This is a genomic window from Rufibacter soli (genome assembly GCF_054781795.1).
The window spans coordinates 623,001-638,578 of record NZ_BAAGTS010000005.1; the positions used below are offsets into that span (position 1 = coordinate 623,001).

Sequence of the window (15,578 nt, forward strand, 5' to 3'; positions counted from 1 at the left end):
GCCGCTTTATATTTAAGCGGCTCTTTTTTTTGGGCTAATCCATGGCAAGGCTTCCGGGGCTTAGGCCTGGTTTAGGCATGTTTTGGGAAAAACGGCCTCAAAACGTACCTGCCCTTTCTTTGGTCTATTTAAGTGTCTCGTCCAGCCATTTGAAGAATTCCCGTTGCCAAACCAGCGCGTTCTGCGCGCCCAGGACCCAGTGGTTTTCTTCGGGCAGGTAAAGCAGCTTGCTCTTGATGCCTTTCAGCTGTGCCGCTTGGAACGCCTGCAACCCTTGCTCAATAGGCACCCGGTAATCTTTGCCGCCCTGGATGATGAAGATAGGCGTGTCCCACTTGTCCACGAAATTGCTAGGCGATTGAGCATAAGATTTTTTGGCCGCTTTATTTTTCTTGTCCCAGTAAGGCCCGCCCAGATCCCAGTTCACAAACCAGAGTTCCTCGGTAGTGCCGTACATGCTCTTGAAGTCAAACACGCCGTCATGGGAGATAAAGGTCTTGAAACGGCCTTTGTGAAGGGCTTCCAGGGCAAACACTGAGTAGCCGCCAAAAGAAGCGCCTACGCAACCCAGCCGGTTGTTGTCCACGAATTTCTCTTTGCGCACGTCATCAATGGCACTCAGATAGTCTTTGATCACCTGGCCACCCCAGTCTTTGCTCACCTGCTCATTCCACTTGGTGCCATGGCCCGGCATACCGCGGCGGTTAGGGGCCACTACAATGTAGCCCTGTGAGGCCATCAGCTGGAAGTTCCAGCGGTAAGAATAGGTCTGGGTAAGTGGTGACTGCGGCCCGCCCTGGCAATACAGCAGGGTAGGGTATTTCTTGTTGGGGTCAAAATTGGGAGGATAAACTACCCATACCAGCATTTTCTTTTTGTCAGTGGTGGTTACCCAGCGGCGCTCGGTTTTCACCTGGGCCAATTTGCTGAACACGGCGTCATTGGCGTGGGTGAGCTGTTGCATGTCACCGGAAGCCAGGTCAACGGTGTACAGTTCTGGGGCGTGGTTCATGTCTGTACGGGAGACAATGAGCTTGTTACCCGCCTGGGCTACAATGCCGCTCACGTCAAAGTCGCCCTTGGTGATCTGCCGGATGGCGGGTGCCGGTTGGGCAGTGCCGGTGTAGGCTACCTCAAACAGCTGCATGGTACCGTTGGTAGGCGCGTTGAAGTAAATGTTCTTCCCGTCATTGCTCCAGCTGAAGCCACTTACGTGCAGGTCATCGCGGTGCCCGGTCAGGTTAACGGTGCCGGCAGAGGTAGCCACCACCAGGTCCTGCTTGTCGGCCTCAAAGCCTTCGCGTTTCATTTGTAGCCAAGCTAAAGTGCCGGTGGTGCTGTAGGCCGGGTTCACGTCATAGCCTTTGTTGGCCTCGGTCAGGTTCTTGGTGGTGCCGGTGGTGATATCGTACTCGTACAGGTCTGTGTTGGTGCTGATGGCATAGGCGGTGCCTTCTTTTTTCTTGGCCACATACACAATGCGCTTGCTGTCTGGGTTCCAGATGAAATCCTCGTCCCCTCCAAAAGGCTTTTGCGGGCTGTCAAAGGCTTCATTGGGCATCAGGTCTTTTTTAGCTCCGGCTACGCCGTTTTTGTAAGGTGCCAGAAAAATGTGGTTGTACTTGCCGTCCTCCCACTCATCCCAATGCCGATAATTGAGCGAGGTGTAGATCATGGCGTTTGATTTGGTCAGTTCAGGATAAAAATCCTTGCCAAATACTTTCTGCACCTTCACCTCCTCGGTGCTGATGATGTAGTTCCCATCTGGGGAGATGCGGTCATTGACCAGAGCGCTATCCAGGTTATTCACTTTTCTGGGCGTCCCGCCGGTCACGGGAATCATCCAGCCCTGGCGCGAAGATTTGTTTTCCGCTGCGTTGGGCGTGCTGACGGTGTACACTACATATTTCTTGTCTTTAGACAAGCCTACGCCGCTCACCCGGTCCAGCTTCCAGAGAAGCTCAGGGGTTAGCCTTTCCTGCGCCGTGGCCATAAAGGCTATGAACAGGGCAGGGATCAGTAACAGGTGTTTCATATAGAGTATAAAGGAGTAAGGTTAAAAGATTCGTTGTAAAGGTACGTTTGTCAGGCCTTTTACCCGGCAATCTCCTTGGGATAGCACACGTAGTATTTCTCCACCTTCTTGCTAAGGGCCTGGATGTTGGGCAGGTCAGAGGCTTCGGCCACGTCTACTACCTGGCTGCTTTTGGTAAGCACGTTAATGTTCTCGCCGGTGGCCTCATAGGCGTTGTTGCTTATTTTGCCTTCCACCACCAGGTAATGTGTGTCTTCAGGGGCCAGGGCGAAGTGATCCTGGGCCAGTTCTTTGATGCCCAGCAGCAAATCCTGGTCGAAAGGGGTAGGGGAGATCAAAATCTTAAACAGGCGCCGCTCTAGCAGACAGGTAGAAAGGTAGCTTAGAATTTTGTCAGGGTGTTCAGCCCAGGCCTTGATGCCGCCCCACACGTCATAGTCATCTAAAGAGACGAAGCGCCGCATGATGCTTGGGTCCCGCTCAAAATCCAAAATAGAGAGGCTCTCGCGCAGGAAAAACTGAAGATTAGGGCTGGCGGGCACGTCCAGGCCGCGTTGGGTTAATTCTCGGGCACGCTCCATGATCTTCATGACCATTTGTTCGGCGCTGGTCACGGTCTTGTGCATGTATACCTGCCAGTACATAAGCCGGCGGCTTACCAGAAAGCTTTCAATGGAGTAAATGCCTTTTTCCTCCACCACCAGGTGGTCATCGGCTACGTTTAGCATCTTAAGCAAGCGGTCGGCGCCAATCTTGCCCTCAGACACGCCGGTGTAAAAGCTGTCACGGTTCAGATAATCCAGCCGGTCTACGTCCAACTGGCTGGAAACCAATTGGTGGAAGAACCGGCGCTCGTAGTGGTCCGTAAAAATATCAATGGCCAGCTGCAGCCTGCCGCCAAACTCCACGTTAAGCAACTCCATGATGTGTAGGGAGATTTGCTCATGCGGCACCTGGTCAAAAATAGCATGCTCCAGGGCATGGGAGAACGGGCCGTGGCCCACGTCATGCAGCAAGATGGCGGCCATGGAGGCTTCGCACTCTTTATCTGTGATGATATTATCTTTGCTGCTCAGGCTCTGCAGGGCAATGCTCATGAGGTGCATGGCGCCCAGGGCGTGGTGAAAACGGGTGTGCAAAGCGCCCGGGTACACAAACTCCGTGAGACCTAATTGCTTGATGCGACGCAGACGCTGGAAATACGGGTGCTGGATAATGTCAAAGAGCAGTTCAGACGGTACCGTGATGAAGCCGTAGACTGGGTCGTTGAAGATTTTTTTCTTATTCAAGATAACTAAGTGCTTCTAGTGTCCGTTGCGGTTAATGATAGGGCGTGCCTAAAGCAGAAATGATCTGCTCCCGCAGATTTGTTTTACCTTGCGCCGCCGCTGCTCCCTTTACCTAACTATGAAATAAATTACGATCCATGCAAAGATATACTATTTTGTGGGCGGACGACGAGATTGACCTTCTCAAGCCCCATATTCTCTTTTTAGAAGAAAGGGGCTATGACATTACCCCTGTCAACAGCGGGGCAGATGCCATAGAGAAAGTGCAGGAACAGACCTTTGACCTTGTCTTTCTAGACGAAAACATGCCCGGCATCTCCGGCCTGGAGACCCTGAGTGAGATAAAGGCCATCCGGCCGATGATACCAGTGGTGATGATCACCAAGAGCGAGGAAGAACACATCATGGAAGAAGCCATCGGCTCCAAGATCGCGGACTACCTCATTAAGCCCATCAACCCCAACCAGATCCTGCTTTCCGCTAAGCGCATTTTGGAGAACCGCCGCCTGGTGGAGGAACGCACCAATATCTCTTACCAAAAAGACTTTAGAACCCTGGGCATGGCCTTCGGCGAGCGCCTGAGTTACCAGGAGTGGGCCGATGTGTACAAGAAACTGGTGTACTGGGAACTGGAGATTGCTGAGACCGAGGGCAAAAGCATGGCGGAGGTCATCAACATGCAGAAAGACGAGGCCAACACCAACTTCGCCAAGTTCATCATGGACAACTACGAGGAGTGGGTGAACGATGAAACGGATGAGATTCCTTTGATGAGCCACAAACTCTTCAAGGACCGCGTGTTCCCCATGATGAAGGAGAGCAACGTACCCGTGTACTTTGTGCTCATAGACAACCTGCGCTATGACCAGTGGAAAGTGCTGGAGCCTATCATTACGGATTATTTCAACGTGGAAAGCGAGGAGATGTACTACTCCATCCTGCCCACCACCACTGCCTACGCCCGTAACGCCATCTTCTCGGGTATGCTGCCGGCAGACATAGCCAAACGCTACCCCAACCTGTGGGTCTCTGACGATGAGGAGGAAGGCAAAAACCTGCACGAGGAAGATTTCTTGGAGATACAGCTGCAGCAGAATAACGTCAAAGAAAAGTTCAGCTACCACAAGATCACCAACAACACCGCGGGCAAAGACCTGCTGGCCAAGTTCAACAACCTGGAGAACAACAAGCTTAACGTGATTGTCTACAACTTCGTGGACATGCTCTCGCATGCCCGCACCGACATGCAGATGATCAGGGAACTGGCCGCCGACGAGGCCGCTTACCGTTCGCTTACCCGGTCCTGGTTTTTGCACTCGCCGCTGTTTGAAACCCTCAAAGCCATTGCCGAGCGCAAAGGCCGCCTGATCATCACAACCGACCACGGCACGGTGCGCGTGAAAAAGCCGTTCAAGATTGTGGGCGACCGCAATACTAACACCAACCTACGCTACAAGCACGGCAAGAACCTGGGCTTCACGGAGAAAGACGTATTAGTTTGCCGCAAGCCGGAGCGTTTTCACTTGCCCAAAAGCAATGTGTCTACGGCCTACGTGTTCGCCATGAACGATGACTTCTTCGCGTACCCCAACAATTACAACTACTACGTGAACCACTACAAAGACACCTTCCAGCACGGGGGCGTGTCTCTGGAAGAGTGTATTATTCCATTTATAACGCTGTCCACTAAAAATGCCTGATCCTGGAGCGCGCCAGCATACCGTCCACGTTTCCTCTAAAGCAGATTTACCCCACGCCGCCGCTGAATTGTTGTCATTTATCGGGCAAAAAAATATAATTTTGTTTGAGGGCGACATGGCGGCCGGTAAAACCACCTTTATCAAGGCGATATGTGCCCAGAAAGGGGTGCAGGAGCCGGTAAGCAGCCCCACTTTCTCCCTGGTGAACGAGTACGAGGGAGCCGGGGGGGAACTCATTTACCATTTTGATTTTTATAGGATCGAAAATGAGGCCGAGGCCCTGGACATGGGCGTGCTGGAATATTTCAGTTCTGGCCACCTATGCCTGATAGAATGGCCCTCTAAGGTAGCAGGGTTGCTGCCCGATGAGGGAGTAGAGGTATCTATTGAAAATGGTGAGGCCGAAGAGGCGCGGATCATTAGCATGAGCGTATATGATGGAGGACATGACGGATAAGAACACCGGGTTTGAGGCCCTGACCAAGGCGACGGCGCGCAGCCTGATGCCCAAAGAGTCAATGCTGGCAGTGGAAACCCGCAAGCGCAGTCTGTTCATTGGCCTCCCCAAAGAGTCGTCGCTCCAGGAAAACCGCATCGGGCTCACGCCCGAAGCCGTGAAACAACTCACCGACCACGGTCACGAAGTACACATTGAGTCGGGGGCCGGGGCACCTTCCAAATATTCAGACCATGAGTATTCAGAGGCGGGCGCCGTCATTGTCTATTCCACCAAAGAGGTGTATGAGGCTGATATTGTGCTTAAGATAGCGCCGCCTACCTATGATGAGATGGAGTTCTTCAAGCCCGGGCAGACGCTCATTTCAGCGCTGCAGATTGGGAGCCTCACCTCAGAATACATTACCGCCCTTTGCCGCAAGAAGATAAGCGCCATCTCCTTTGAGTTGCTTAAAGACAAATCAGACACCAAGCCGGTGGTGCGCGCCATGAGCGAGATTGCCGGTAGTACCGTTATGCTGATTGCCGCCGAGTACCTGAGCAGCAGCAACGAGGGCAAGGGCGTCATCCTGGGCGGTATCACCGGCGTGCCGCCGTCCAAAGTAGTTATCATTGGTGCCGGCACCGTAGCCGAGTATGCCACCCGCGCCGCCCTAGGTCTGGGTGCCGAAGTAAAGGTCTTTGACGACCACCTCTACAAACTCAGACGCCTGAAGCAAAACGTAGGTACCCAACTTTTTACGTCTACGCTTGATCTTACCGTGCTGCACAAAGAGATTCAGGATGCAGATGTGGTCATTGGGGCCGTCACCGCCGAGGAAGGCCAGGTTCCCTGCATGATTTCTGAGGAAGTGGTGGCTAAGATGAACCCAGGTTCTGTGATCATTGACGTGAGCATTGACGAAGGCGGCTGCTTTGAGACCTCAGAAATCACCTCGCACAAGCGCCCCGTGTACCGCAAATATGACGTGATCCATTATTGCGTGCCCAATATCCCCTCACGCGTGCCCCGCACCGCCACCAAAGCCCTGAGCAACATCTTTACGCCCATGTTCCTGGAGATCTCCAAGTACGGCGGCGTCAACGAGGCCCTTTTCACCCACGAGCATTACCGCAGCGGCGTCTATATCTACAAAGGTAGCCTCACCAACGCTTCCATTGCCAAGAAATTCAATATGCGGTATAAAGAGTTGAGTCTGATGATTGCCGTGCGTAACTAGAAGCAGGATTTTCTGGATTTGTTTAATTTTCAGGATTAAGTAACCATAATCAAGAAACCCGTTTTGGGCCTGTTTTTTGAAAAACAGGCCCAAAACGGGTTTTGAATTTTAAGTGCATGTAGGGGCAATCCCTTGTGGTTGCCCTTTTGCATTTGCAGCCGTTGTAGGGAAATTACAAGGGATTGCCCCTACAGAATCAGACATAGTTTCTTTTACCTTAACGCGTTTCAAGCCTGTTTTCTCAAAAACGGCCCTAAAACAGTTCTACCCTTTTTGCGGTAGTGAAAGGGTGAGCAGGGCTTTCCAGGCTTCCTGCACCTGGCTTTCGGCTAGGAGGCGTTGGGCTAATAGATGGATTTGGCGTTCTCTTTCTTTTGGGTTCTGCTGGTGGGTTTGCATGAGGTACCGGAACATGGGTTCCCGCGCGAATTCCTGGATGGAAGCCTCTGAAGGCAGGGCCTCTGTGTTACCCAGGCGGGCCAGGTTGTTGCCGGTTAGAACGGTGCTGTTCCTGATGTGCGCCGGTAGTTGATCAATACCAATACCTTTGTTTCTCACAGGCTTGGGCAATTCAAACAGGCAGTCGCCGGTGGCACGTAGGTACCAGTCATCGCCCAGGCGGGCTACGGCATCTAGTTTGACGGGGTCAATGGTTTTGCCATCGGTCCTGAAGACCTCGTCATGCACATGCAGCAGCACGGCTTCGCAGATGACCAGGTTGGCCGCGCCGCCCTGGTCGCCAATGGGTTTTACCTCCAGCACCTTGCACTCAAAGGCAGCGGGCGCCTCGGCCACGCGGGGCGGTTTTACTTTGGTGGAGGGCACAGGGGTAAGCCCGGCTTTTACAAATTCGTTTACGCCCTTGTCATACTCGGTGCTGGCCAGCGACATTTGCTCCACCATGGCGTAATTGCCTATGTTAATGACTACTTCACCGGTCTCCAGCACATTCTCTAGGGTGTGTTTGCCGGTATTATCACGCACCCGGCGGGCGGGGGAGAAGATAAGTACCGGTGGGTTAGACCCAAAGCAATTGAAAAAGCTGAATGGGCTCAGGTTTACGTTTCCCTGGTTGTCTACGGTGCTGGCAAAGGCAATGGGCCGCGGGGCTATAGTGCCCAGCATAAGGCTGTGAAATTCACCGGTAGAAATCTCTTTAGGGTCAAACGTTTTCATGCTTTCAGCTTAAATGGAAATGGCAGGCAAAATCTCTGTGGTAACCTCACCAAAGCCTACCCGAACGCCGTTTTTGAGGGCGTAGCCGCGCATGGTGACAATGTCATGGTCCTGAAGGAATTTGCGCTCAGAGCCGTCTGGCAGGTGCAGCGGTTTGGTGCCGCGCCAGGTCAATTCCAGCATAGAACCGTAGGAGTCTGGCGTAGGACCGCTTATGGTACCCGAGGCATAGATATCACCTACTTCAATGTTGCAGCCATTAATAGTGTGGTGGGCCAGCTGCTGGTTCATGTTCCAGTACATATGGCGGTAGTTGGAGCGGCAGATCACGGCCTCCTGATCCATAGTAGGCGACTGCAGGGATACCTCCAGGTTGATGTCCAGGTTGTAGTTGCCACTGAATTCCAGATACGGCAGTACTTTGGGTTCCTGTACCGGACCGGGCACCCTGAATGGCTCCAGGGCATCTAAGGTAACTACCCAGGGTGAGATGGAAGACCCGAAATTCTTGGCCAGGAACGGCCCCAGTGGCACGTACTCCCAAGCCTGGATATCCCGCGCTGACCAGTCATTGAAGAGCACCATCCCGAAGATGTATTCCTCCGCCTCAGCGGTGGTAAGAGAGCTGCCCAGTTCGGTGGGTTGGCCGGTGATAAACGCTACCTCCAGTTCAAAGTCCAGCTGTTTGGTAGGCCCGAAGATAGGGGCATCGGCGTCGGCGGGTTTCATCTGGCCTTTGGGTCTTCTGATGGGCACACCAGACGGGATAATGGACGAGGCCCGGCCGTGGTAGCCCACCGGCAAGTGTTTCCAGTTGGGGAGCAGCGCATTGGCCGGGTCCCGGAACATGGTGCCCACGTTGGTGGCGTGCTCTATACTGGAGTAGAAATCTGTGTAATTGGGTACGTGCACCGGCATGAGCATCTCCACGTTCTTCTGGATCAGCAGGCACTCGGCCATGAGCTTGCGGTTGTCGCGTATCTCGGGGTTGTCATTGCGCAGCAGCTCAGAGATGCGGCCCCGCACCTGGCGCCAGATGGGGCGGCCCAAGGCCATAAAGTCATTGAGGTACGGCCGGTGGAATACGGTGGGGTCCTCTACGTCCAACATGTCAAACAGCCCGTGCTGGGTGAGCACGTACACATCCAGCACGTACTCGCCAATGGCAACGCCCACGCGCGGATCCCGGTCCTGGGCCCTGAAAATCCCGAAGGGAAGGTTCTGGATCTGGAAGTCACTGTCTGGGGCAATCTGAATCCAGGAGTGCAGCGAAGGGTCGTTGGCGTTGAGCATGGCGTAGGAGAGGTTGATAGACAAAGATAGAAAGTCTTGGAGAAAAGGGAAGGGCTTTGTTCACCCGCCTTGATGGCATGCTTTCCGTTTTGAGCCTGTTTTGGCCAAAACAGGCTCAAAACGACATCGCCCGCTGGCGACAGGGGCAAAAGCTCCTGCCGCCAGCGGGCGATGAAAATACAGTAAGAAGCGTGCTTACACGTCTAATGGGGTCAGGTTCACAGCTACAATGCCCTTGATTTCGGGCACTGCCCGCATGATGGCTTGCTCAATACCGCCCTTAAAGGTCATGGCAGACATGGGGCAGGAACCGCAGGCGCCCAGCAGCTCCAACTCCACTACCTTCTCCTCGGTGATGTTCAGCACTTTCACGTCTCCGCCGTCCGTTTTCAGGTAGGGCCGGATGGTGTCCAGCGCCTGCTCTACCTTCTGAATCAAGATTTCCTTTTGTGCGATATCTACCATAATGCTTACGCTTTAATTTCTACTACTTTGGTTTTGGCCATGCTGGCGTTCCGCACAGATATCTGGCGGGCAACTTCCTGGGCCACTTGCTCAAAGGCAACAGAGGCCGGCGTGCCTTCCTGCAGAATTTGGGGGGCGCCCTGGTCGCCGCTCTCCCTAATGCTCTGCACCAACGGTATTTCGCCAATAAATGGAACCCCGTAGCGCTCTGCCAGATCACGTCCGCCGCCCTGGCCAAAGATATAATACTTGTTCTCTGGCAACTCAGCTGGCGTGAAGTAGGCCATGTTCTCTACCAAACCCAGAACAGGAACGTTAATTTGCGGCTGCCGGAACATCTGCAAACCTTTCAGGGCATCGGCTATGGCTACTTTTTGTGGGGTAGTCACAATGATGGCACCTGTTACCGGTACTGTCTGTACCAACGTCAAGTGAATGTCGCTGGTTCCCGGGGGCAGGTCAATGAGCAGATAATCCAGTTCGCCCCAGTCTACCTCCGTGATAAACTGCTTAAGGGCCGAGCTAGCCATAGGCCCGCGCCATACCACGGCGTGTTCGGCAGGGGTCAGGAAACCGATGGAAATCAGCTTGATGCCATACTTCTCAATGGGCTCAATCATGTTGCGGCCATCGTCGGTACGAAGCATTCTGGGACGGGCATCTTCCACGCCAAACATGGTAGGTACGGATGGGCCGGAGATGTCTGCGTCTACCAGGCCAACCTTAGCGCCCGACTGCGCCAGCGCCACGGCCAGGTTAGCGGTTACTGTAGATTTGCCCACGCCGCCTTTGCCAGAAGCCACCGCAATAATGTTCTTCACGCCTTTGAGGATGTTGGCGTTGTCTTGCCGGGCCGTGGTCACGCGCGAGGTCATGTTTACCGTCACGTTGGCGTTCTTGTCTACCATGGTGTGAATGGCTCTGATACAGGCGTTTCTGATCAGGTCTTTCAACGGGCAGGCCGGGGTAGTAAGGATCACGGTGAAGGAAACGTCCAGCCCGTCTATCTGTACGTCCTCAATCATGTTAAGCGTCACCAGATCTTTGCCAAGGTCTGGTTCCTCTACATAGCTGAGGGCTTTTAATACGTCTTCTTGAGTTATTGCCATAACAGGTTCAGTGCTTAAAATCACTGCTGTAAAGGTACAAACTATAGAGGTAAGAAGAAACAAATACCCGTTTTAGGCCTGGTTTCCAAAAAGTAAGGCCAAAACAGAAATAGTGGCATAGGTATGCAACCATAGACAGGGTAGGAGGGTCTTGGGATTAAACCAAAAGGCCGGGCCGGCGAGCTGGGCCTGTACCCTCCGGCAAAGGATAGGAGGCTTGCTCTTTCAGGTGACTGCGGTGCCATGATCACCTAACTCCCCTTGAAGTGGAGCTTTAAGTTTTTGGGTAGGAAAAGGCACTATTTAGCCGCAATTTCAGGTTAAGTTTTTATACGTAATTCTTTTACTGCCCCCTATGAACAAGAACATGAAAAAGCTTAATCTATTGCTCTGCTGCCTGGTGGCCCTGCTTTCCTTTTCCTGCGGAGAAGATGAGCCCCGGCCCGATACGGAACTGCCCTCCAAGAAAAGCCTGGTCTGGAAATCTGAAAAGGCTCCCTCTATTCTTCTTTCGCATAATGAGGTGACCAACGTTGACTCTTTAACCGTGCGTCTCTATAACCTGAATGGGCAGGTAGACGGGAAGTTGACCATCCAGGTCAATTTTAAGGGAGTGGGCAAGTACCGGTTCAGCAAAGACGGCATGGCCTTTTATTATGAATCCATCAATGGCACGCTCATCAATGACTACTACCTTTCCGGCACCGAGGATTATTCTGAGCTCAGGATCCTGGAGTGGAATCCACAGACCCGGGCCATCAAAGGCTCTTTCCAGTTTACCCTGAATAAGTCCCAAAACAGTTCGCCGCCTTCGCCGGAGATCCTGGAATTTACCGGCGGGACCTTTGAGGGAACCGTTACAGGACCATAATCTATCACAGATTCCAAAGCGACGGCCCTTCAGGCTCTTTTAAATGCCACTTACCCCACCTACTCTTATATGAAAAACCTCTGTCTGCTGCTGTTGCTTATTTTTCCGGTATTGCTCTTTTCCTGTAAAGAGGAAGAGCCGGAGCCTGAAAAATCTTTTTCCGTTCAGAAAGACGGGGTCACCTGGAGCGGAGAGCCGGGGATTTCTATCTACCAGGATTCCTTGAGCATAAGTGTGTGGGAAGTGAACCGCGCTATTTCTTTGAAAGTCAAGTTTGCAGGCGTAGGGCATTACGGCCCTGATACCTTTTTGGGCAGGTATAATGATTTGGTGGGCGGTGATGCCGTTACCTCTAGCTACCTATCCACTGAAGACCAGGCCTCTTACCTTACTGTCACTGAATATAATCCAGAGACAGGGACCATAAAAGGTGTCTTTGCCTTCAAAGCCAGGAAAACCACCGGTTCAGGTAATGGGCCAGAAACGCTGTCCTTCACCGAAGGCAAATTTCAAGGGGTAGTATCTAAGCCTTAATTCTTGTTTTAGGCCTGTTTTTAGTAAAACAGGCTTAAAACAGAAATCTTACCTAAAGCCAGCTCTGGTAGCTGGCTTTTTCTATTTATCCTCTGCAACTTAAGGTAGACAATGATTACTTGAACCTGCACCGTATCTTTGTCTTCTAACCCAAACGCTTGTAGTTGGTGGCCCTGCCCCTGGATACTACCTGCTTGCGTCTCTTTAAGTACCCATGGCCCTGATAAAGAAAGAAGTTGTTGACCAGATCATCCTGCAAGCCGACATTGTGGAGGTAGTGGGTGATTTTGTGAGTTTGAAGAAGAAGGGCCAGAACATGTGGGCTTGCTGCCCATTCCACCATGAGAAATCCCCGTCGTTCAGCGTGGCGCCCAACAAAGGCATTTACAAGTGCTTCGGGTGCGGCAAGGCGGGTAACTCGGTGCAGTTCATCATGGACATTGAGGGCACCAGCTACGTAGAGGCGCTCAAGTACCTGGCCAAGAAATACAGCATAGACATTGAGGAGGACCAGAGTCCAGCGGCCGTCCAGGCCCAGAACGAGCGCGACAGCCTCTACATTATCTCTGATTTTGCCAAAGAATACTACGTAAAGGCGCTGCACAAAAACGACGAGGGCCAGAGCATAGGTGCGCCCTACTTCAAGCAGCGGGGCCTCTCGGCGGCCACCATCCAGAAATTTGAGCTGGGCTACAGCCTGGACAGCTGGGATGATTTCACCAAGGCGGCCCTTGACAAAGGCTTCCAGCTTAAATATCTGGAGGAAACCGGCCTTACCATTGTCAAGCAGGAAGAAGGTAAGCAGTATGACCGGTTCAGGGGGCGGGTGATGTTCCCTATCCAGAACGTAAGCGGCCGTACTATCGGTTTTGGGGCCCGTACGCTCAAGAGCAACGACAAGAAATCGCCAAAATACGTCAACTCCCCAGAGAGCCCCATCTACCATAAATCTGATGTGCTCTATGGTATGTACCAAGCCAAGCAGGCCATCCGGCAGGAAGATGTCTGCTACCTGGTAGAAGGCTATCTGGATGTGCTGTCCCTACACCAGGGCGGCATAGAGAACGTGGTGGCTTCTTCGGGCACGTCTTTAACCGAGAACCAGATCAAGCTGATTGGCCGCTACACCAAGAACATCACCGTGCTGTATGACGGCGACCCCGCCGGTATCAAAGCCTCTTTGCGCGGCATTGACCTTATTCTGGAGGGCGGCCTGAACGTAGACGTGGTGTTGTTCCCAGACGGCGATGACCCTGACAGCTACATCCGGAAAGTAGGCGATACCGCCTTTAAGGCCCACCTGAAGGCCCACAGCCAGGATTTTATCTCGTTTAAGGCCGAGCTCTACGCCCAGGAAGCCAAGGACAACCCGGTAAAGAAAGCCGAGGCCATCAGGGAGATGGTGGTGTCTATTGCCAAGATTCCGGACGCCATCAAGCGGTCGGTGTTCCTGAAGCAGTGTAGTATCCAATTCGGGATTGATGAGCAGGTGCTGATCTCTGAGTACAACAAGATTCACCTCACGGAGCAGAAGAACGCTCGCAACCAACCCTCGCAGGGTTCTTCTTACGGGAATGCACCGGCTTCCTACGCGCCCGGCTCTTTTGAGGAAATGGCGGCAGAAGCAGAAGCCGCCGCGGCAGCCGAGGCAGCCATGTACGAGGACGAAGACCAGCCCGACTCCTCGCAAAGTGACCTGCTCAAGCGGCGCGAGCGCGAAGTGATCCGGTTCATCCTAAACTACGCAGACAAAGAAATAGAGGAAGGCCTTACCGCCAGCCAGTTCATGCTGGGTGAGTTGGAGGACATTGAGTTCAAGACCCCCATTTACAAGCGCCTCTTTGATATGTGCCGCCTCAAGCTGGAGCAGGGTTTTATGCCTACCGCCGCTGAGTTCATGCAGCATGAAGACAAAGAAATACGTAATGAGGTAATAGACCTGGTGAGTGAGAAATACGAGCTCAGTGATGGGTGGGCCAGCCATGAGATCTTTGTACCCCGTGAGGCTGATTTGGTTTCCTATGGCTCTGAGCGCGAGGTGCTGCGCCTGAAATGGCGCAACGTGCAGCTAATGATCAAAGAACAGATGGACACCCTGCCGCACCTCACCAATGCGCCGGAACTGGACAAATGCCTGCGCACCATCAAGGCGTTGAAAGAATTTGAAAAACAAATAGCAGATCTACTGGGCATTGTGGTAAGCAGATGAAATGGCGCCAACTAAAGCTGTACCGGCTGTTCTGGTCCTTCGGGTTGATTTTTTTCAGCCTTGTGGCCGGCACCGTCATCTACCAGCTTTTAGAGGGCTACACTTTCTTAGAGGCGTTTTACATGACGGTAATCACCGTCTCTACCACCGGCTTCGCCGAAGTGCACCCGCTCTCTCCGCAGGGCCAGCTTTTTACGGCTTTCTACATCCTGGTCAACATTGGCATTCTGGCCTATACAATCTCCGTCATCTCTACGTATCTATTTGAGGGCGAACTCCGCAGCATCTGGAAAAGCTATATGAACGAACGGGAAATCAAGAACTTTAGCGGCCACGTGATTGTGTGCGGCTATGGCCGGAACGGCTCCAAGGCCACCCGTGACCTGCTGGCCAGCGGGGAGAGCATTGTGGTGATTGAGAAAAACCAGGAACTCTTTTCCGGTGAACCCCGGCCAGAAGGGGTATTGCGGTTTCTGGCTGGAGACGCAACTGAAGACCTCTTGCTGGAGCAGGCAGGGGTTTGCCAGGCCAAGGCCCTTATTTCTACGTTACCCGAAGACGCCGATAATGTCTTTGTGGCCCTCACTGCCCGGGGCCTGAACTCCAGCCTGGCCATTATTGCCCGGGCCTCCAAGAAAACTACCGAACAGAAACTATTCAGGGCTGGGGCGAACCATGTGGTCATGCCAGATGAGATTGGAGGCAGCCACATGGCCAGCCTGATCACGCAACCCCAGGTCATTCATTTCCTTAGCCTGCTCAACGGGGCTGGACCCAAGAAAATGCACCTGGAGGAAGTACACATGCACCAACTAGACCCGGATTTGCAGGGCCTCACCATTAGGGAACTGAACCTGAGAAACAGCGCCGGTGCCACCCTCATTGGCTTAAACCGGCATGGCAGCGAGTTTCTGGTGAGTCCAGACGCTGAGACCCTGTTACAGGCCGGTGATATTCTTATCTTATTGGGAGCCCCGGGTCAGATAGAAGCCTTTACCAGAGCCTTCTCCACCGGAGGAGTGTAGCAAGCCTAATCTTCTTGTCTTTTAAGGACAACCGTAGCGAATAGCTCCTGTTGCAGCTATTACGTGCCCTGCTGTTATAGGCCTGTTTTTCTTAAAATAGGTCAAAAACAGCGGGGCTCTTTTTATAGGTGTTTCCCCTCTCTTGTAGCCTTTCTCTTTCTTTCTTACCTCTGGTACTCTCTGTGGCCCAACCACT

Annotated in this window: 13 protein-coding genes; 7 read left to right on the forward strand and 6 right to left on the reverse strand. The window is 52.9% G+C overall.

All coding sequences use genetic code 11. The annotated features are described in order from the left end of the window. Positions 1–124: 124 nt before the first annotated feature. Positions 125–2,035, reverse strand: a complete 1,911-nt coding sequence (locus ACYVJQ_RS16935; protein ID WP_460894294.1) for a S9 family peptidase — start codon at positions 2,033–2,035, stop codon at positions 125–127. 59 nt (positions 2,036–2,094) lie between these two features. Beyond that, positions 2,095–3,324: an HD domain-containing protein gene (locus ACYVJQ_RS16940; RefSeq protein ID WP_460894295.1), complete on the reverse strand. Its 1,230-nt coding sequence runs from the start codon at positions 3,322–3,324 to the stop codon at positions 2,095–2,097. Between the two features lie 137 nt (positions 3,325–3,461). On the opposite strand from ACYVJQ_RS16940, the gene porX reads away from it, so the two are divergent. The 3 genes from porX to ACYVJQ_RS16955 are packed head-to-tail and all read left to right on the forward strand — an operon-like array spanning position 3,462 to position 6,700. Then, positions 3,462–5,024 carry a T9SS response regulator signal transducer PorX gene (porX, locus tag ACYVJQ_RS16945; RefSeq protein ID WP_460894296.1) on the forward strand — a complete coding sequence of 521 codons (1,563 nt, stop codon included), beginning with the start codon at positions 3,462–3,464 and terminating at the stop codon, positions 5,022–5,024. Beyond that, a complete protein-coding gene (gene tsaE / locus ACYVJQ_RS16950) occupies positions 5,017–5,481 on the forward strand; it encodes a tRNA (adenosine(37)-N6)-threonylcarbamoyltransferase complex ATPase subunit type 1 TsaE (RefSeq protein ID WP_460894297.1) in 465 nt (154 codons plus the stop codon). The genes porX and tsaE overlap by 8 nt, the downstream gene beginning before the upstream one ends. Further along, a complete protein-coding gene (locus tag ACYVJQ_RS16955) occupies positions 5,471–6,700 on the forward strand; it encodes an alanine dehydrogenase (protein WP_460894621.1) in 1,230 nt (409 codons plus the stop codon). Before tsaE ends, ACYVJQ_RS16955 begins: the two co-directional genes overlap by 11 nt. A 264-nt stretch (positions 6,701–6,964) precedes the next feature. On the opposite strand, the gene ACYVJQ_RS16960 is transcribed toward ACYVJQ_RS16955, so the two are convergent. The 4 genes from ACYVJQ_RS16960 to ACYVJQ_RS16975 all read right to left on the reverse strand — a co-directional run bounded on the left by ACYVJQ_RS16960 (position 6,965) and on the right by ACYVJQ_RS16975 (position 10,743). Then, positions 6,965–7,876, reverse strand: a complete 912-nt coding sequence (locus ACYVJQ_RS16960) for a flavin reductase family protein (RefSeq protein WP_460894298.1) — start codon at positions 7,874–7,876, stop codon at positions 6,965–6,967. A gap of 9 nt (positions 7,877–7,885) precedes the next feature. Next, the gene (gene fahA / locus ACYVJQ_RS16965; protein WP_460894622.1) at positions 7,886–9,169 is read right to left on the reverse strand and encodes a fumarylacetoacetase; all 1,284 of its coding nucleotides are present in this window, start codon (positions 9,167–9,169) and stop codon (positions 7,886–7,888) included. 195 nt (positions 9,170–9,364) lie between these two features. After that, the gene (locus ACYVJQ_RS16970) at positions 9,365–9,634 is read right to left on the reverse strand and encodes a NifU family protein (protein WP_460894299.1); all 270 of its coding nucleotides are present in this window, start codon (positions 9,632–9,634) and stop codon (positions 9,365–9,367) included. 5 nt (positions 9,635–9,639) lie between these two features. Continuing rightward, positions 9,640–10,743, reverse strand: coding sequence for an Mrp/NBP35 family ATP-binding protein (locus ACYVJQ_RS16975; RefSeq protein ID WP_460894300.1), 1,104 nt, complete (start codon positions 10,741–10,743; stop codon positions 9,640–9,642). A gap of 367 nt (positions 10,744–11,110) precedes the next feature. On the opposite strand from ACYVJQ_RS16975, the gene ACYVJQ_RS16980 reads away from it, so the two are divergent. The 4 genes from ACYVJQ_RS16980 to ACYVJQ_RS16995 all read left to right on the forward strand — a co-directional run bounded on the left by ACYVJQ_RS16980 (position 11,111) and on the right by ACYVJQ_RS16995 (position 15,382). After that, positions 11,111–11,614 (forward strand): hypothetical protein, encoded by a 504-nt coding sequence (locus ACYVJQ_RS16980; protein ID WP_460894301.1) that lies wholly within the window; start codon positions 11,111–11,113, stop codon positions 11,612–11,614. A 69-nt stretch (positions 11,615–11,683) separates the two neighbouring features. Beyond that, positions 11,684–12,148 (forward strand): DUF6252 domain-containing protein, encoded by a 465-nt coding sequence (locus ACYVJQ_RS16985; protein WP_460894302.1) that lies wholly within the window; start codon positions 11,684–11,686, stop codon positions 12,146–12,148. Positions 12,149–12,362: 214 nt separating this feature from the next. Then, the gene (dnaG, locus tag ACYVJQ_RS16990; protein WP_460894303.1) at positions 12,363–14,357 is read left to right on the forward strand and encodes a DNA primase; all 1,995 of its coding nucleotides are present in this window, start codon (positions 12,363–12,365) and stop codon (positions 14,355–14,357) included. Then, positions 14,354–15,382, forward strand: coding sequence for a potassium channel family protein (locus tag ACYVJQ_RS16995; RefSeq protein WP_460894304.1), 1,029 nt, complete (start codon positions 14,354–14,356; stop codon positions 15,380–15,382). The genes dnaG and ACYVJQ_RS16995 overlap by 4 nt, the downstream gene beginning before the upstream one ends. Positions 15,383–15,578 lie beyond the last annotated feature (196 nt).